Source organism: Streptomyces sp. NPDC002088 (genome assembly GCF_040296605.1).
Lineage (GTDB): Bacteria > Actinomycetota > Actinomycetes > Streptomycetales > Streptomycetaceae > Streptomyces.
The window spans coordinates 420,271-437,823 of sequence record NZ_JBEOXO010000004.1 but is presented as its reverse complement, the minus strand read 5'-3'; the positions used below and the strand labels follow the sequence as shown (position 1 = coordinate 437,823).

14 protein-coding genes and 1 pseudogene are annotated in these 17,553 nt (G+C 71.9%); 4 read left to right on the top strand and 11 right to left on the bottom strand.

What is annotated here, in order from left to right:
• Positions 1-67: 67 nt before the first annotated feature.
• A complete protein-coding gene (locus tag ABT114_RS11970) occupies positions 68-1,102 on the top strand; it encodes a lactonase family protein (RefSeq protein WP_351141305.1) in 1,035 nt (344 codons plus the stop codon).
• Between the two features lie 89 nt (positions 1,103-1,191).
• Here the strand turns inward: ABT114_RS11970 and ABT114_RS11965 are convergent, their stop codons facing one another.
• Both ABT114_RS11965 and ABT114_RS11960 read right to left on the bottom strand, forming a co-directional pair.
• Positions 1,192-2,115 (bottom strand): sirohydrochlorin chelatase, encoded by a 924-nt coding sequence (locus tag ABT114_RS11965; RefSeq protein ID WP_351141303.1) that lies wholly within the window; start codon positions 2,113-2,115, stop codon positions 1,192-1,194.
• Positions 2,116-2,210: 95 nt separating this feature from the next.
• Positions 2,211-3,257 (bottom strand): N-acetylglucosamine kinase, encoded by a 1,047-nt coding sequence (locus tag ABT114_RS11960; RefSeq protein WP_351141301.1) that lies wholly within the window; start codon positions 3,255-3,257, stop codon positions 2,211-2,213.
• Positions 3,258-3,414: 157 nt separating this feature from the next.
• Between ABT114_RS11960 and ABT114_RS11955 the strand changes: the two genes are divergently transcribed.
• Positions 3,415-4,092: a uracil-DNA glycosylase gene (locus ABT114_RS11955; RefSeq protein WP_351141378.1), complete on the top strand. Its 678-nt coding sequence runs from the start codon at positions 3,415-3,417 to the stop codon at positions 4,090-4,092.
• 372 nt (positions 4,093-4,464) lie between these two features.
• Here the strand turns inward: ABT114_RS11955 and ABT114_RS11950 are convergent.
• The 8 genes and pseudogenes from ABT114_RS11950 to ABT114_RS11915 all read right to left on the bottom strand — a co-directional run.
• Positions 4,465-5,754, bottom strand: a pseudogene (locus tag ABT114_RS11950) (phytoene desaturase family protein); the annotation flags it as partial.
• Positions 5,755-6,110: 356 nt separating this feature from the next.
• Positions 6,111-7,361, bottom strand: a complete 1,251-nt coding sequence (locus ABT114_RS11945; protein ID WP_351141299.1) for an MFS transporter — start codon at positions 7,359-7,361, stop codon at positions 6,111-6,113.
• A gap of 65 nt (positions 7,362-7,426) precedes the next feature.
• Positions 7,427-7,780: a hypothetical protein gene (locus ABT114_RS11940; RefSeq protein WP_351141297.1), complete on the bottom strand. Its 354-nt coding sequence runs from the start codon at positions 7,778-7,780 to the stop codon at positions 7,427-7,429.
• Complete coding sequence (locus ABT114_RS11935) at positions 7,777-8,469, bottom strand: QcrA and Rieske domain-containing protein (RefSeq protein WP_351141295.1); 693 nt, start codon at positions 8,467-8,469, stop codon at positions 7,777-7,779. The genes ABT114_RS11940 and ABT114_RS11935 overlap by 4 nt, the downstream gene beginning before the upstream one ends.
• On the bottom strand, positions 8,466-9,092 hold the full coding sequence (locus tag ABT114_RS11930; RefSeq protein ID WP_351141293.1) for a 4Fe-4S dicluster domain-containing protein: 627 nt from the start codon (positions 9,090-9,092) through the stop codon (positions 8,466-8,468). The genes ABT114_RS11935 and ABT114_RS11930 overlap by 4 nt, the downstream gene beginning before the upstream one ends.
• A gap of 9 nt (positions 9,093-9,101) precedes the next feature.
• Positions 9,102-11,441, bottom strand: coding sequence for a molybdopterin oxidoreductase family protein (locus ABT114_RS11925; RefSeq protein WP_351141291.1), 2,340 nt, complete (start codon positions 11,439-11,441; stop codon positions 9,102-9,104).
• Entirely contained in the window at positions 11,438-12,541 is a 1,104-nt protein-coding gene (locus ABT114_RS11920) for an MFS transporter (RefSeq protein ID WP_502988306.1), read from the bottom strand. The genes ABT114_RS11925 and ABT114_RS11920 overlap by 4 nt, the downstream gene beginning before the upstream one ends.
• A gap of 141 nt (positions 12,542-12,682) precedes the next feature.
• On the bottom strand, positions 12,683-13,768 hold the full coding sequence (locus ABT114_RS11915) for a WD40/YVTN/BNR-like repeat-containing protein (RefSeq protein WP_351141374.1): 1,086 nt from the start codon (positions 13,766-13,768) through the stop codon (positions 12,683-12,685).
• A gap of 295 nt (positions 13,769-14,063) precedes the next feature.
• On the opposite strand from ABT114_RS11915, the gene ABT114_RS11910 reads away from it, so the two are divergent.
• Positions 14,064-14,648 (top strand): Rv1733c family protein, encoded by a 585-nt coding sequence (locus ABT114_RS11910; protein WP_351141289.1) that lies wholly within the window; start codon positions 14,064-14,066, stop codon positions 14,646-14,648.
• Between the two features lie 357 nt (positions 14,649-15,005).
• On the opposite strand, the gene ABT114_RS11905 is transcribed toward ABT114_RS11910, so the two are convergent.
• A complete protein-coding gene (locus ABT114_RS11905) occupies positions 15,006-16,676 on the bottom strand; it encodes an acyl-CoA dehydrogenase family protein (RefSeq protein ID WP_351141287.1) in 1,671 nt (556 codons plus the stop codon).
• A 76-nt stretch (positions 16,677-16,752) separates the two neighbouring features.
• Here ABT114_RS11905 and ABT114_RS11900 point away from each other — a divergent pair, with 76 nt between their 5' ends.
• Complete coding sequence (locus tag ABT114_RS11900; protein WP_351141372.1) at positions 16,753-17,520, top strand: PaaX family transcriptional regulator C-terminal domain-containing protein; 768 nt, start codon at positions 16,753-16,755, stop codon at positions 17,518-17,520.
• Positions 17,521-17,553: the final 33 nt, after the last annotated feature.

Below are 17,553 nucleotides of genomic sequence, written 5' to 3'. Positions count from 1 at the left end.
TCTAGACCGCTGGTGATCGACTGCTACCGTCGCGTCCGACAGGTGCGCGCGACGAGAGGGGACAGCGGTGGCAGACGGCGGCAGGCGGCAGCGGCGGGCGTTCATCGGGTCGTTCACGGCGGCCGGAGGCCGCGGGCTCGTGACAGCGGCCGTGGACGCGGACAGCGGCGCGCTGACGGTCCTGAGCAGCGTGGACGGCGTACCCGACCCCTCCTACCTGGCCCTGTCGCACGACGGGGCCACCCTGTACGCGGTCAGCGAGACGGCCGAGGGCGCGGTGGCCGCGTACCGCGTGGACGGTGACAAGGTGACGCAGACCGGGCCGCCGGTCCTGGTCGGCGGCAGCGGCCCCACGCACCTCAGCGTCTTCGACGGACACGTCCTGACCGCCAACTACGGCTCGGGCAGTATCACCGCCGTACCCGTCAGTCCCGACGGAACCCTCGCCTCCGCCGCGTCCGGGGTCCTGCAGCACACCGGTTCCGGTCCGCACACGCGCCGCCAGCAGGGCCCGCACGCGCATCAGGTGCAGCCCGACCCGAGCGGGCGGTGGGCCGTCAGCGTCGACCTCGGCACGGACTCGGTGCGAGTGTGCACGCTGACCGACGGCGCGCCCGTACTGCACCGGGAGACCGCGCTGCGCCCCGGCTCCGGACCGAGGCACCTCGCCTTCCACCCGGACGGCTCGTACGCCTACGTACTCAACGAACTCACGCCGACCGTCACCGTCTGCCAGTGGGACGCCGCGAGCGGCGTGCTGAAGCCGCTGGCCGAGACCCCGGTGCTGCCCGGCGCCCCGGTCGGGGACGCCTACCCGTCAGGCATCGCCGTCTCGCCCGACGGCCGTTTCGTGTGGACCGCCACGCGCGGTGAGGACGTACTCTCCGTGCTCGCCGTCGAGGGGGAGGGGATGCGGCTGGTCGGCACGGTTCCCTGCGGCGGGCACTGGCCCCGCGCCATCGCGGCGTCGGACGGCTTCCTGTACGCGGCGAACGAGCGCTCCGGCGACGTCACCTGGTTCGCCGTCGACCCGGGGACGGGGCTGCCGCGGCGCGGCGGCGCCATCGAGGTGCCGGCGGCGTCCTGCGTGGTCCTCGGCTGAGTTTCGGAGGGGCACCCCGCATACGCCGAGAGGGCCTGCTCCGGCGTGCGGAGCGGGCCCTCTCGGCGTATCGCCGTCCTGTGTCCGTCTCAGCGGACCGGCGTGCCCTGCGGCTGCTGCGGGGCGATGCCCAGGGCCGTCGTGTACTTGGCCAGGGCCAGCTTGCCGATGGCCGGGTAGGGGCCGAGCGCCTCGGCGGCGGAGCAGTCCGCCTCCCTGGCCGCGTCCTCGACCAGGGAGGCGTCGATCTCCGGACCGATCAGGTACGGCGCCAGCGCCAGCTGCTGCGAGCCCGAGGAGCGCAGCTGCTCGGCGACGGACGCGATCGAACCCTCCTGGTCCAGGGCCGCCGCCATCACGGGCACGGCCAGACGCGCGGCGAGCAGCATGCCGGTGATCCCGGCCGCCTGCACGGCCTCCTCGCCACCGACCGAGGCCAGGATGATGCCGTCCGCGGCGGTCGCCACGGTGAACAGGCGGGCGCGGTCCGCGCGGGCCAGACCCGCCTCGGACAGGCGTACGTGCAGCGCCTCCGCGAGCAGCGGGTGCGGGCCGAGGACGTCGGTCAGTTCGGCCGCGACCCGGCTTTCCATCACGGCCTGGCGGACCTGGCGCAGCAGGGCGCTGTCCGGACCGGCCAGCAGCGGCACGACCACGGCCACCGGGCCGTCGGGCTCCTTGACCTCAAGGCCGGCGGCGAGGGCCTGCTCATAGCGGGCGGTGCGCTCGTCGGCGGCGCGCGCGAGCACGGACTGCAGGGTCGGGAACTCCGCGTCGTCCCCGTCGAGATACCCGATCCGGGCGTCGAGGCCGGGGAGCTCGGAGCGGGCGATGCTCACGACCTCCTCGGCGAGGCCGCGCGTGGCGGTGCCGGGCGTGCCCGGCACCGCCAGGACAAGCGCGGGCGCGCCCTCGGGGGCCGCCAACGGCTCGGGTCGGCGGTGCCGCCCGGGCTGGCGGGGGCGCGGCATTCGTACAGGCAGGCCGGACGCGGGCCCAGTGGGGGAGCTCATGGCGCCGCATGTTACTGGCTTACTGGGCTCCCTTGTTCGGGGAGGGTGCAGGTGAGCGGTTTCCGTCCGCTTTTGTCTGATGAGTTACGTACGCATCAGAAGTGATCAGCGTGTTTTCCGGGCGACTTGTCCTCGAACGGAGTAATCCCCTTTTTGGTGACCACGTACAGCATTGTCCCGTCACTCGGCAGGGTGAGCGCGTCTGTTGCCAGGTCAATGGCCATACGGACCGAGCCGTGCAGTGGATCGCCGTCGGCCGGCACCCGCCGTGCGTGCGGCAGCTTTTGTGCCAGTTCGTTCTCCAGGGGTACGAGGAGGGGGTCGCCCATCTTGAACAGGCCGCCGGTGAGGGCGACTCGGGGCTTGCCCGAAGCCGGGCACACGGCGGCCGCGGACTCGGCCATGTGCCGAGCGGCCGCGCGCAGAATGTCCACGGCGACGGGGTCGCCGTCGTGCGCGCAGGCGGCCACCCGGGGTGTGAAGGACGCCAGGACGGCGGCCCGGTCGGTGCGCGGATAGAGCTTGCCCGGCAGTCCAGGTAGCGGCCCGAACTCCTCCTCGGCACGGGCCAGCAGTCGCGCCGATCCGCCCGGCCGGCCGTCGTGCGCGCGCAGCGCGGCCTCCAGGCCGGCCCGCCCGATCCAGGCGCCGCCGCCGCAGTCGCCCAGCAGGTGTCCCCAGCCGTCCGCGCGACGCCAGCCCGTGAGATCCGTGCCGACCGCGATCAGCCCCGTCCCGGCGGCGATCACGGCGCCCGGCCGCGGCCCGAGCGCGCCGACGTAGGCGGTGATGGCGTCGGCGGCCAGGGCGACCTTGCGCACCCCGAACTCCCGCGCCAGCGCACCCGGGAGCTCGGCCCGCAGCGCATCGCCCAGCGTGCTCAGCCCGGCCGCCCCGACGACGGCCGCGCCCAGCCCCGTGACGCCGGTCTCGGCAGTCAACGCCCGCACCATGGGCACCAGTTGCTCCATCAGGTGCTCCGGGTCGATGCCCCGTGCGCCGGTGCGCACCGGCTCCGCGGACGCCCGCTGGGCCAGGGCGCCCCGCGCCACGGTCCCGACGGCCACGCGCAGCCCGGAACCCCCGGAGTCCACGGCGAGCAGGCCGGGCGAGGCGCCCCCCGGCGTGACCACTGGACGCAACGGGTTCCCCTCCTGTCCGGTGGCCGGCTGTGCGAGCTGCCTGACCGTCTCGAGAAACTTCGACGAGGAGGGAGACTAGCGCCGGGCGCGGCGTCCATACGTGGGGACCCCCTCTGTTTGTGTCGGGGGTTGGCCCGTACCAGTAGAGTGACGTGCCGTGGCACCAAGACCGTTGCATGAACTTGTCGAAGCAGGCTGGGCGAAGGCTCTCGAACCTGTGGCCGAACGCGTTGCTTCCATGGGGGACTTCCTCCGAGCCGAGATAGCGGCCGGCCGGACCTACCTTCCGGCCGGGGCGAACGTCCTACGAGCCTTCCAGCAGCCGTTCGACGACGTTCGGGTCCTGATCGTCGGCCAAGATCCTTACCCGACGCCGGGGATGGCCGTCGGATTGAGTTTCGCGGTCTCGCCCGAGGTGCGTTCCCTGCCGGGCAGTCTGGAGAACATCTTCCGTGAGATGCACTCCGACCTGGGGCTGTCCAGGCCGTCGAACGGGGATCTGACGCCGTGGACGGAGCAGGGTGTGCTGTTGCTCAACAGGGCGTTGACGACGGCCCCGCGCAAACCGGGTGCGCACCGGGGCAAGGGGTGGGAGGAGGTCACGGAGCAGGCCATCCGGGCGTTGGCCGCGCGCGGCAAGCCGCTGGTGTCGGTCCTTTGGGGGCGTGACGCACGCAATCTGCGGCCGTTGCTCGGTGATCTTCCGGCGATCGAGTCCGCGCATCCCTCTCCGATGTCGGCGGACCGTGGTTTCTTCGGCTCCCGTCCGTTCAGCCGGGCCAACGACCTGCTCGTGCAGCAGGGTGCCCAGCCGGTGGCCTGGGGCCTGCCGTAGCAGGTTCGAATCCTGCGGGGGTACCAGGCAAAGCCCCGGACCGATCAGGGACGGGGCAGTCAGCGGCGGCGGCCGCTCCGGCGCCTGGCACGGATGAGCTGTTGCGCCACGATGTGGCCCGAGCCGCCACCGAGACCAGGGCCGGGATGTGTTGAGGCGCCGATGTGCCACAGACCTCGCACCGGTGTGGCGTGCCGGGGGGGCGCCGGGCAGCGGACGCCACAGCAGATTCTGGTCGAGTTCCGCGGAACCCCCATAAGGGTCGCCGTTCACCGCGTTGGGATTGTAGGAAGCCAGGTCGGTCGGGGTCACGGCGTCCCAGCCGAGCACCTTGCCCGACAGATCGGGGGCGTGCCGGGCCACGCGGGCAAGGATCCGGCGGACGTAGCCTTCGGTCAGCTCTCTCGTCCAGCCTTCCGCGACGTTCAGTTCGCCTGCCGCGTCGCCGACGGGCACGTAGGGCAGTTCCTGCAGTTGCAGCCAGAGCGCGGCGGCGCCTTCGGGCACCCGCGTCCGGTCGAGAACGTATTGCTGCCCCACGACGACCGTGGGCCTGCGTGGCAGTAGGCCCGCCTCGGCCTCCGCGCATGCGATGGCGGTACTTGCCGACCCGTCGCTGAGGTGCAGCAGCGGTACGGCTGCCAAGCGTCCGTCCTCCCACGTGAGCGGGGCGGAGAGAGCGACGTGGATCTGCATCGCGGCGCGCCCGTACCGGAATCGCCGTGCCTGGTCGCGGACTGCGGGTGGGACCGGGGCCTCCGGCGGCAGCAGTTCCCCGTACAGCGCGCTCGGGGTCACCGAGGCGAGGACAGCGTGGCCGGCCCGGACGGTCTCGCCGCCGCAGACGACACCCGTGACCTTCCCGTCCGTCAGGAGGAGCCGCTCCACCGGTTGCCCCGTGCGGATGTCAACGCCCAGTTCCCTCAGCAGTTCCTCGAAGGCCCGGACGAAGTTCACGGCGCCGCCTGCCACCACGGGCAGGCCGAAGCCATGAATCGTGGCGGCGAGGATGGGCAGCATCAACCCGCCCGAGGCGTGGTCAGGCGAGAGCCCGGCGTGCAGCAGCCACGGTGCCCACAACAGGTCCGGCTCGTCGCCGCGGAACTGGCTACGGCAGTGCGACCGGGCACTGGTGACCGTGGCCCGTAGCCACGCTTCCGTGCCCGTCAGTCGTTCCCGGCGCAGCAGTTGTCCGACGTACTTCAGCGTCCGGGCCGAGCGTGGGTCGCCGCCCAGGAAACCGCCGATGGTGTCGGCGTTGTCGAGGAATCGCTGCAGCATGGCGAGGTAGCTGTCGCGATCCGAGGCGTGGGTGAAGCCTTCCACCGTCGTACGTGCGTCACGGTGGGCGAGGACCGCACGGCCGGCGTCGGTGACGGTGCCGGTGACGAAGCCGTCGGTGTTGCGATACTCCAGGCCGTGGCGGTGCAGGGCTTCACCGAGGGTGGCATAGGCGCCGCCGGACACGAACAGCGGATGCCACGACGAATAGGTGTCGTGCAGATATCCGGGCAGGGTCCGCTGCTCGGTGGCAATGAACCCGCCCAACCGTTCGTTGCGTTCGACCAGGGCCACCGACCAGCCTTCCGCGGCCAGTTCGGCTGCGGCGACCAGGCCGTTGACACCGGACCCGACGACGATGGCGTCCACCGAACGTGACATGGGTGCTCCTCGGGGAGATCGGTCGTGGACCACGACTCCATCAGATCGACCGGGCAAAGGCCCTCAGCGCCGCGCTGAGCTGCGACATGATGCGGCCGGCTCGCGGTGAGGGGGGAGCTGCCCCGGTGACCAGGCGGTGCGGCCGGGCGCGTGGGGGTCAGGCCCGGTGGCCACCGCGGGGCTCAGACGGCCGTCGCTTTGCTGGAGGAGCCCCCGGGCGGCGATCTGTGGGCCCTGCGCCCTGCGGCAGAGCAACTGGACTCCATCGCGGGCTGACCAGTACACCGCCAAGGGCACCTGACGGGCAGTTGTCCTGGTCAGGCGCCCTTTCTCCGGCGCGTCCTGCTGAGCCGTGGTCAGCTGCCGAAGGCGTTGGGGCTGTCCCTGCGGTCGCGGCCCAGGAGCCTGGCGACGCAGTAGACCAGGGCGGCGAAGGCGCAGTCGGAGAGAAGCATCAGCCCGATGGAGTAGGAGCCGGTGCCGCCGTAGACGGAGCCCATGACCAGGGGCGGGAAGTAGCCGCCGAGGCCGCCGGCGGCGCCGACCAGGCCGGTGACCGTGCCGACCTTGGCCTTCGGGGTGACGACGGCGACCAGCTGGAACACCCCGCCGCAGCCCATACCCACGCACGCTGCCATGACCAGGAAGGCGATGGTCGACCAGGGGCTGAGGGCAGGCTGGAAGGCCTGCCACACCGCCATGACGCCCAGCGTGCCGAACGAGAAGATGAGGACCTTGGCCGCGCCGATCCGGTCCGAGAGGGTTCCGCCGAGGGGGCGGAAGAGGACCGCGACCACGGTGAAGCCGGCTGCCCTGGTGGAGGCGCCGTCCTGGGTCAGGTGGTAGGCCTCCTTGAGGTAGGTCGGCAGGTAGACGCCCATGGCGACGAAGGCGCCGAAGGCCACGGCGTAGAGCAGTGACAGCGGAAGGGTTGCCGGGTGCTTGAGTGCTTCGAGGAACCGGCTGCCGAAGAGCTGCTCGGGGATCTGACGTCCTGGCGCGTCCCTGGCCACCAGCACAACGATCACGCCGTAGACCGCCAGGACCGCCGCGACCAGATAGAACATGGTGTTGGTGTTGTCGTACCAGCGCAGGAAGCGCGCGGTGAAGAAGGCCGCGATCGCGGTGCCGCCCGTGCCGATGCCGAAGATGCCGATGGCCATGCCGCGGTGCTCGGGCGGGAACCAGGCGTTCACCCAGGGAACTCCCGCGGCGAAGAAGGTGCCGCCGATGCCGAGGAAGAAGCCGACCACCACCAGCAGCCAGTAGCTGTGCACCACGCTCAGTGCCAGCACCGGCAGGATCGTGAGGAAGCTGATGGTGGGGACCATCACCCGGGCGCCGTACTTGTCGGTCAGCGCGCCGACCGGGATCCTGCCCAGCGCGCCGACCAGCACCGGGACAGCGACCAGGAGGGACTGCTGGAAGGAGCTGAGGTCGAGGTGCTGCTTGTAGGTCGGGCCCAGTGGGCTGATCAGGCCCCATGCCCAGAAGTTGACGGCGATGCCCACGGTGGCGAGAACGAGGTTGATCCAGGCCGTGGCCCCCGGGCCGGTGGCCCCCGGGCCTGCGTCCCGCGTGGGGAGTGTGGTGCTGCGGTCCGTCATGGTGTTTCTCCCGGCGGATGGTCAGCGGGACGGTGGGCTGGAACAGCGAGTGGGCAGGACGTGGGTCAGCGGTCGCGTCGGCCGAAGGACCAGGCTCCGAGGGCGATCAGGAAGGACAGCGCCTCGAATCCGGTGCACCACCAGGCGGCGCCGGTGTGGCCCTGCATCCAGGAGTCGACGCCGACGCCCAGCGCCCAGAGCTGCCCGGCGACCACGCTGAGGACGATCAGCAGGCGCGCCGTGAGGACGGCCGACCGCTCGGGCTCCTGCTCGGTGCCCGCCCCGGGCCCCGGGCCGCTGTGGACCACACGAGGATCGGCGTAGCCGCTGGTGGAACGGATCTGCGCATAGCGCTCCGGGACGGGCCTGTTCAGCCGCGGTTCGGCGCTGCCGGGGCGGTACTCAGGGGGGAAGGTCATGGTGTGCTACCCGGGTTGCGGTCGCAGAGCGCCCCGGCCACGCCGGGGCGTACGGAGCTGAGCTGCCGGCAGGCGGCGTCGCGTACGGGCTCGTCGGAGTAGGCGGTGCCGACCGCCCAGACGCTCCCGTCGGCACGTTCGGCCATGAGTACCTTGGGCAGGCCGCGCGGGGGCGGTCCGCCGGTCACAGCCCCGGTGCGAACGTCGAAGGAACCCTCGTGACAGGGGCAGTACAGCTCGCCCTCCTCGCCGCGCTCCGCGCGCCACAGCACCCCGCAGGCCAGATGGGTGCAGACGGTGGAGTAGCCGACCACGCTGCCGTCGGCGAGTTTCACCGCCATGGCCTGGTCGTGCTCACCGGGGTAGTTGAAGGTGACTGCCTGGCCCCGCGCGAGCCGGCCCGCAACGCGCAGTTCGGGGAGCGCGGCCGCCTCCGCGTCGCCGTGCCGGTGCAGCACGCCGGCCGAGACCGCGATGCTGCCGACGACCAGGCCGCCGGAGACGGTCGTCATCACCCGCAGGTAGTCCCGGCGGGAGGTGAGCGAGTCGGCGCTGAGCCGGTCGCGGAGGGCCTGCTGCGATTCGGGGATCTTGGACACGGCTCCGGGGTGCTCCGGCTCGGGGCGCTCCGGCCCGGGGCGGTCCGGACGGGGTTCGGGGTGGTCCATCGGGTCCGAAGGGTCGTTCACGGCCGTCCTCCGTCGTTGCTGACATCGCGGCCGTTGACCGCTACCAAAGGCAGCACCGGCATTCCTCCAGGCACCGGCTTTTCGCGCTTGTCGGCCGGCACGACCATGGCCACCCCCGTGGTGATCTGGACATCACCGAACTCGAACCAGTTGGAGACGTCCACACCCGGGCGTTCGGCCTGCAGTTCCTCCACGGTCCCGTAGAACAGGGCCCCGGTCGGGCAGACCGTCGCGCACATCGGTGCGAGTCCGATCGAGGTGCGGTCGTAGCAGAGGTTGCACTTCATCTGCAGCTTGGCTTCGAGGTCGATCTTCGGCACGCCGAAGGGGCAGGCGTTGACGCAGTTGCTGCACCCGATGCAGCGGGTCGGATCGGCCTGCTGGACCACGCCGTCAGCGGTGATCAGGATGGCCTCGGCGGGGCAGACCTCGGCGCAGGGGGCGACGGGGTCCTCGCAGTGCATGCAGACCGTGGGGAGCGAGGCCACCGAGCTGCCCTCGTCCGGGTAGTCGAGATGGATCATGGACCTGCCGCGGTGCGAATCGCACTCGCGGCAGCCGGACACGCAGGCCTGGCAGCCGATGCAGCGTCCGGGGTCGATGAACAGCGTCCGCCCCATCATGGTGTTCCGTCACCACCCTTCGCCGGTGCCGCGCCCCTGCGGGGAGCTGGGCGGCAGCGGATCGTTGCGCGAGGCCTGCGCCTCCGGATAGGCCTGGCGGCCCGGGGGCATCGGTGGCGCGGGGACCTCGTCGACCGTCGGGGCCGGGTCGATACGGCAGGCGCAGACCTTGTACTCGGGGATCTTGGATCGCGGGTCCAGCGCGTCGATGGTGAGCGCGTTCGCCGCGGTGGGGAACGGCCAGTGGTAGGGGACGAAGACATGGTCAGGACGGATCGCCTCGGTGACCAGGGCGGGCAGCACCTCGGTGCCGCGCCGGGTGGTGACCCTGACCGGATCGCCGTTGCGGTAGCCGTGGGTGGGATGGACCTCGACCCAGGGGCGCGGGGTCTGCTCGACCAGCGCGCCCAGACGCCGGGTCTGGTTTCCGGAGAGGTAGTGCGCCACGGTGCGCCCGGTGGTCAGCCGCAGCGGGTACTGCCCGTCGAAGGGGTCGGCCGGCGGGTGCCATTCCACGGTCTGCATATGGATCTTGCGGTCGGCGTGGTAGGTCAGGCCGTCCTCGAAGAGCCTGGGGGTGCCGGGGTGGTCCAGGGTGGGGCAGGGCCAGGCGATGCCGCCGGTCTGCTCCAGGCGCTCGTAGGTGATGCCGTAGTAGTCGTTGACCGACCCTGACGAGGCGGCGCGCAGCTCGTCGAAGACCTGGCGCGAGCCGTCGGGAAAGTCGAACTTGTCGCCCGCGCCGAGCCGCTTGGCGAGCTCGCACATCACCCAGGTGTCGGTGCGCACTCCGGGCGGTGGCTCCTGGGCCTTGTTGTGCTTGATCACCCTGGCCTCGGCGTTGGCCATCACGCCCTCGTCCTCGGCCCAGGTGGTGACCGGGAAGACGACATGGGCGTTGGCGGCGGTCTCGGAGAGGAAGAAGTCGAACTGGGCGTGGAACTCCAGGGTGTCGTAGCCGTCCTTGACGACCGCGTAGTTGGGCAGGGAGACAAAGGGGTTGTTGCAGATGCCGATCAGTCCGCGGATCTCCTGGCGCTTCATCTGCCAGACCATCTCCATCATGGAGGTGCCGGCCTGGGGCAGTTCGGCCTCGTCGATGCCCCAGAAGTCGGAGATGAACCGGCGGGCCTCGGGATCGTTGATGGAGCGTCCGCCGGGCAGCAGGTCGGACTTCTGGCCGTGCTCGCGGCCGCCTTGGCCGTTGCCCTGGCCGGTGAGGGTGCCGTAGCCGGCGCCCGGCCTGCCCAGGTTGCCGGTGGCGGTGCACAGGTTGATGACGGCCAGGCAGTTCTCGACGCCCTGGGTGTGGTGCTCGATGCCGCGGGCGTGCCAGGCCATGGCCTTGTCGGCGCCGGCGAACATCCGGGCGACCTGCTCGACCTGGGAGGCGGGAATGCCGCAGATCTCCGCCGCGCGCTCGGGCGGATAGGCGGCGACGGCCTGCTTGACCTCCCTCCAGCCGGTGGTGTGCTCGGCCAGGAACGCCTCGTCGGCGAGTCCTTCGCGGATCACCACGTGCAGCACGGCGTTGAAGAACGCGGAGTCGGTGCCGGAACGCAGCGCGACATGTACGTCGGCGGTGCGGGCGATGGCGGTCTCCCTGGGGTCGACCACGATCAGCGAGGCGCCTCGGTCCCTGGCGCCCCACAGGTACTGGGTCAGCACCGGGAAGCACTCACCGACGTTGGCGCCGGCGATCAGCAGGCAGTCGGTCTGCAGGATGTCGGCGAAGGGGTTGCCGGCGCGGTCGATGCCGAAGGCGAGCTTGTTGGCCCCGGCGGCGCTGACCATGCACAATCGCCCGTTGTAGTCGACATGACGGGTCTTCAGCGCCACCCGGGCGAACTTGCCGACCAGGTAGGTCTTCTCGGTGAACAGGCTGGCACCGCCGAGCAGACCGAAGGCGTCCCGCCCGTGGGCCGCCTGGATCCGGCGGACCTCGGCAGCGGTGTGGTCCAGCGCCTCCTCCCAGCCGACCACGCGGAAGGGCTCGTCCCGGCTGCGGCGCAGCAGCGGCGCGGTCAGCCGATCGGGGTGGTTGACCTGCTGGTAGGCGTTGATGCCCTTGGGACACAGCCTGCTGCGGTTGATGTCGTGGTTGCGCGGCTCGACACCGAAGACCTTGCCTTCTTCGTTGACCCGCAGATACATCCCGCACTGCACGCCGCAGAAGCAGCAGTGGGTGGGCACCAGGGTCTGCTTGGTCTGGGTGGCCTGCCACTGGTCGGCCGGGATGCCGCCGGCGTCGCGGAAGTTGCGGGAGCCCGGCGGGGCCACGGACGGGTCGAGGGGGACCGGGACCGGGCCGGGACGGCCGGATGCGCTGCGGCCCTGGGGATGGCTCACCGGAAGCCCCGCTTCACATTCTGGAGGTAGGCGCCGCCGCGCAGGACGCGCTTGCAGCGCGGGCAGTACTCGGCCCACTGGTCGAAGTCGAGCTTCAGGTCGCGCATGGTGGCGCGCAGGTTCTCGACGTACGGCGCGGTGTCGATCGGTTCGCCGCAGCGGCGGCAGGCGAACAGCTCCTCGCCCTCGGCCCGGCTGCTGTACTTGAACAGCTGCATACCGACAGCTGCGGGACGCTGCACGATGTGGAAGAACTTGCCGAAGGGCAGGTAGACCAGGGTGAACACCACGGAGATCATGTGGGCCACGGCGAGGAACTCGTAGCCGGCGCCGTGCAGGCTGATCTCGGAGAAGGTGAGCAGCAGGCCGGTGACGGAGACGGTCAGCAGTGCCAGCAGGGGAAGGAAGTCGTAGCCGAAGCGCTGCCCGGTGGTTGTGGCCCGGTCCCGGGTGCGCCGCCAGAGGAAGTAGCCCACCCCGCCGATGACCAGGACCGCCGCCAGGTCGAGCCCGTGGAACATGGCCCAGCCGAAGGGGCTGCTGGAGGAGAAGCCGAGGATCTTGAAGCCCCAGATCCGCATCACGTAGCCGGGGCCGGTGGCGCTGTCGGCTGTGAAGGTGAACCAGCCCCAGGTCAGCGGGAACGTGATGACCACGGCCAGCAGGCAGCCCCAGAAAATGGCCTGATGGGCGACCCAACGGGCGTGGGACCGGGCGCCCAGGAAGCGCTGGAAGCCCAGATAGGTCGCGCCCATCCGGAGCAGGGCGGTGGGGGTGCGGCGGAAGTTCTGCCAGGAGAAGGCGGTCCCCAGTCCCCGACGGAACAGTCGCTCGGCGGCCGGGGCCGAGATCCAGACGACATAGCGGTAGGCAACACCCCAGGCCAGGAACACCGTGGCCACGGCGTAGGGGATCAGCGCCGAGTCGAAGTCCCTGAGCCCCCGGCTGCCGAGCACGATGGCCACGACAAGCAGCAGTGAGAGTGCCGTGGCGATCAGTACGGCTCTGTTGCGAACTCTGCGGGCCGCAGCGCCGACGTCCGGCTCGCCTTCGGCGGGTGCCGGCGTCGGTAGAGGTTCCGCAGCGGCTTCATTGTTCACAAATGGAATATAACGGACAATCTACTGTTGTGAACTCCCTATCATCGGCCATTGGTCCGAATGGGATTCGGGACCCCACCGCCCCTGTTCGGGGTGAGTCCGCCAAGTCTGCGGAACCTACGGAGCTCCGAAACTTCTTCGTCAGGCGACGACCGCCGCCCGGACGCAGAGCACGTCCGGCAGGTGGGACGCCAGTTGTCGCCAGCTGTCACCGTCGTCGGCGGACGCGTACACCTCGCCGTTGCGGTTGCCGAAGTACACGCCCGCGGTGTCCGCGTCGTCCGTGCAGAGGGCGTCACGCAACACCGTGCCGTAGTGGTCCTCCTGGGGCAGGCCCGCCGACAGCGGCTCCCAGGTCCTGCCCGCGTCCGCCGTGCGGAAGACCCGGCACCGCCGGTCGGCGGGCACCCGGTCCGCGTCGGCGTTGATCGGGAAGACGTACGCCGTGTCGCCCCGGTGGGGATGCGCGGCCGCGGCGAACCCGAACGTGGACGGCAGGCCCTCGCCGATGTCGGTCCAGTGGGCGCCCGCGTCGTCGCTTCGGTAAACACCCCAGTGGTTCTGGAGGTACAGACGGTCCGGGATCGCCGCGTCCTGGGCGATCTTGTGCACGCACTGGCCGAACTCGGGGTTCGGATCCGGGAGGAACACCGCGGAGACACCGGAGTTGGAAGGCGCCCAGCTCGCGCCGCCGTCGGTCGTGCGGAACACCCCCGCCGTGGAGACGGCCACCGTCACGGCCCGGGGGTCCCGCTTGTCGGTGAGCACCGTGTGCAGGCCCTCACCGCCACCGCCCGGCACCCACTGCGAGCGCGTGGGGTGTTCCCAGAGGGGACGGACGAGTTCGAAACTCTCGCCGCGGTCCTCGGAGCGGTACAGCGCGGCCGGTTCCGTGCCCGCGTACACCACGTCCGGCTCGGCCGCCGCCGGGTGCAACTGCCACACCCGCTCCAGCGAAGCCCCCGTGTCCTTGGGGAACTTGACCGCCGGGCGGGCCGGTTCGGTCCACGTCCGCCCCAGGTCCTCGGAGTGGAACACGGACGGGCCCCAGTGCGAGCTGTCGCCGCCGGCCAGCAGCCGCGGGGTGTCGCCCCTGGTGTCGACAGCCACCGAATACACCGCCTGAGCGTTGAAATAGGGGCTCTCGTCGAACTCCCATGCGCCACCGCGCCGACGCCCGATGAACAGGCCTTTGCGCGTGCCCACGGCGAGCAGTACCTCGGTCATGCCGAACACCTCCGCGACATCGTCGTCCCAGACATCGGCCAGTCTGCACCTCGCCACTGACAGTCACCCCTGGAGACAGCATTTGCGCAGGTCACAGGGCGCGGTGGCGGTCGGGCGCCGCCAGTCTGCGGCGTTTCGCGGACACCTTCCGGGCACTTTCGGACAGACGCCTGCGCGGGTGGAGGGGCCCGTGGGACCGTCGAGCCGGAGGACTCGCCCTGAGCATCGCGGCCGGATCTCCCGTATGGGAGGGCGGTCGGGGGATGTTCGTGCGCTCACGAGGAGGAAGCCTTCGATGGCGTTCCGTGGTCCGAAGGTGTGGCTGTGGCGTTGGCGGCGCAATCCGCTCAGGCGCCGCGCCGACGCGGTGGAGGCCTGGGTCGTGCTCGGTGCCTGGGTGCTCACCGTCCTCGCCGGGGTGCTCGCCGGTCTGACGGCGGCCCGGAGCGTCGAGGACGGACTGGCCCGGGAGCGCGAGGAGTGGCGTCCCGCGGTGGCACGCCTCACCGAGAAGGCGCCCGGAACGGCCACCGCGCACAGTGGCACCGCCAGCGGAGACCGGGTGTGGGGGAAGGCGAGCTGGACCGCGGTCGACGGCACCGCGCACTCCGGGCTGGTCCGGGTCCGGCCCGGCAGCACCGCCGGGACACCGGTCGTGCTCTGGACGGACCGCCAGGGCCGCCTGGTGACCCGGCCCGCCGGCCCCTCCGAGGCCCAACTGCGGTCCTCCCTGGTCGGCGGCCTGGCCGGCGCGAGCACCGCGGCCGTCCCCTTCATCGCCGGCCGGGCCCTGCGCGCCCGCCTGGAACGCGGGCGCATGGACCGGTGGGACGCCGACTGGGCACAGTTCGACCCACTCTGGGGACGCAAAACGGGCTGAGGCCCGCGGAAGCGCGGGCCCACGGTCACGAGGCGGCGGCCCTTGGAGCCGCCTGCCCGCTGACAGCCGGCCCGGCAGCGGGCTCTGGGGCGCGGGACGGGTTGAGGTCCGCGGACGCGCGGGCCCTCGAGACGGTCAGGCCGGCCGCGGCGCGGCCGCGAACCGCGGTCCTGGCGCCGCCTGCCCGCCCGCTCCCCGCCCGGCGGCGGGCTCTGGGGCGCGGGACGGGCTGAGGCCCGCGGACGCGCCGGCCCTCGAGACGGTCAGGCCGGCCGCGGCGCGGCCGCGGACCGGCGGCTCCTGGCGCTGCCTGCCTGCCTGCCCGCCCGCTCCCCGCCCGGCCCCGCCCGGCCCCGCTCACTCCCCGTCCGGCAGTGCCCGCTCCAGGATCCCGTCGACGTCCGCCGTGTCGGGCAGCGTGCCGAAGGCGTACCCCCAGTCGCCGCCGAGCCGGGTCGCGCAGAAGGCGTCGGCGATGGCGGGCGGGGCGTGCCGTACCAGCAGGGAGGCCTGGAGGGTGAGGGCCATCAGCTCCACCAGCCGGCGGGCACCGGACGGTGACGCGTCGGCCAGTCGGCCCTTGAGCCGGGTGACGGCCGCGTCCAGCCGGGCGTCCGCCCCCTCGGCCAGGGCGAGCTCGGCGAACAGGGCGTCCGCGGCACCGGGCTCACGGCCGAGCGCCCGCAGCACGTCGAGGGCGTTGACGTTCCCCGAGCCCTCCCAGATCGACAGCAGGGGTGCCTCGCGGTAGTGCCGGGGCATGCCCGACTCCTCCACATAGCCGTTGCCGCCCAGGCACTCCAGCGCCTCCGCCGTGAAGGCCGGGCCCCGCTTGGTGACCCAGTACTTGCCGATGGCCGTGGCGATCCGGCGGAACGTCCGCTCACCGGCGTCCCCGCGCACCGCCCGGTCGGCCGCGCCCGCCAGCCGCAGGGTGAGCGTCGTAGCGGCCTCCGACTCGAGCGCGAGGTCGGCCAGGACGTTGCGCATCAACGGCTGGTCCACCAGCCGCGCACCGAACGCGCTGCGGTGCCGCACATGGTGCCCCGCCTCGACGAGCGTCTTGCGCATCAGCGTCGCCGACATCATCACGCAGTCCAGCCGGGTGCAGTTGACCATCTCGATGATGGTCTTGACGCCCTGCCCCTCGGGTCCGACCAGCCAGGCCACCGTCCCGTCGAACTCAGGCTCGGAGGACGCGTTGGACCGGTTGCCCAGCTTGTCCTTCAGTCGCTGGATGCGGAACGGGTTGCGGCTGCCGTCGGGCAGGACACGCGGGACCAGGAAACAGGACAGGCCGTCCGGGGCCTGCGCCAGCACCAGGAACACGTCGCACATCGGCGCCGACGTGAACCACTTGTGCCCGCGCAGGGTGTACACGCCCGGTTCGGCGGTCGGCGTGGCCGCGGTCGTGTTCGTACGGACGTCCGAGCCGCCCTGCTTCTCGGTCATCCCCATGCCGGCGAGCAGCCCGCGCTTCTCCGTCGGCACCCGGAGCCCGGGCTCGTACTCCCTGCTGGTCAGCAGGGGTTCGTAGACCTTCGCGAGCTCAGGCTGGCGGCGCAGCGCCGGGACGGCGGCGTATGTCATCGACGTGGGACAGCCGTGCCCGGCCTCGGTGTGCCCCCACACCAGTCCGCCCGCCGTACGGGCCACGTGGGCGCCGGGCCGGTCGTCCGCCCAGGGCGCGCCCGCCAGGCCCTCGGCGACCGCGGCCCGCATCAGGTGGTGCCAGCTGGGGTGGAAGTCGACCTCGTCGACGCGGTTGCCGTAGCGGTCGTGGGTGCGCAGCTCCGGCTCGTGGCGGTTGGCCTGCTCGCCCCACTCCTGCGCCTCGGCGCCGCCGGCCCGCAGGCCGAGTCGCCGGACGCCGTCCTCGGCCCATCCGGCGCCCTCCCGGCGCAGCCCTTCCAGCAGGGCGGTGTCGTCGGAGGCGTCGTACGGGGCCAGGGGAGGGGCCTGGTTGGTGACGTCATGCGTGACGTCGTCCATACCGTTCGGCTGCGCGTGCGCGAGTATCGAGACCATGCCCTCATGTTGCACTCTTTCTACGGTCGCAGCAATGATGCAACAAGAAAGCGCACGTACAGTACGTGCCGTGTCCATGCGGATGAACGTGTCAGAGCAGCCCGGCGAGGTCGACCTGCGGCCACTGTCCGCGCGGTCGGTCGTGCTGAGCCTGCTGCTCGGCGCCCACCCACCCGAGTTGCCGGTACGGGACCTCGTCCATGCCGTCGAGCCCTTCGGCGTCGGCGGGTCCACCCTCCGTGCCGCACTGAGTCGGATGGTGGCCGCTGGAGATCTGCGGCGCACGGACGCCGTCTACGGCCTCAGCGACCGGCTGCTGTCCCGCCAGCGCCGCCAGGACGACGCCGTGCATCCCCGCACGCGCGCGTGGAGCGGTGACTGGGAGATGGTGGTGATCACGGCGACCGGGCGCGGCCCCGCCGAACGCGCCGATCTGCGCGCCCGGCTGACCGCGCTCCGCCTGGCCGAACTCCGCGAGGGCGTCTGGCTCCGGCCCGCCAATCTGCGGCGATCCCTGCCGGGTGACCTCGAACAGGTGGCCCAGCACTACACCGCGCGCCCCGACCGGCCCGCGACCGAGTTGGCCGCGAGCCTGTGGCCGCTGGACGCCTGGGCCGCCACGGCCCGGTCCCTGCTCGCCCATGTGGCCCGCACCGACCGCCCGGCCGACCGTCTCACCGCCTTCGCGGCCGTCGTCCGCCACCTGCTCGCCGACCCCGTCCTGCCGCCCGAACTCCTTCCGGACGACTGGCCGGGCGCGGCCCTGCGGTCCGCGTACACGGACTACCAGGGGGAGTTGGCGGACACGGTGCCGCAGCACGGCCGCCAGGAAGGCCGGGGATGAGACGCGGCGGCCGCGCGACGCCCGGTGAGTCCG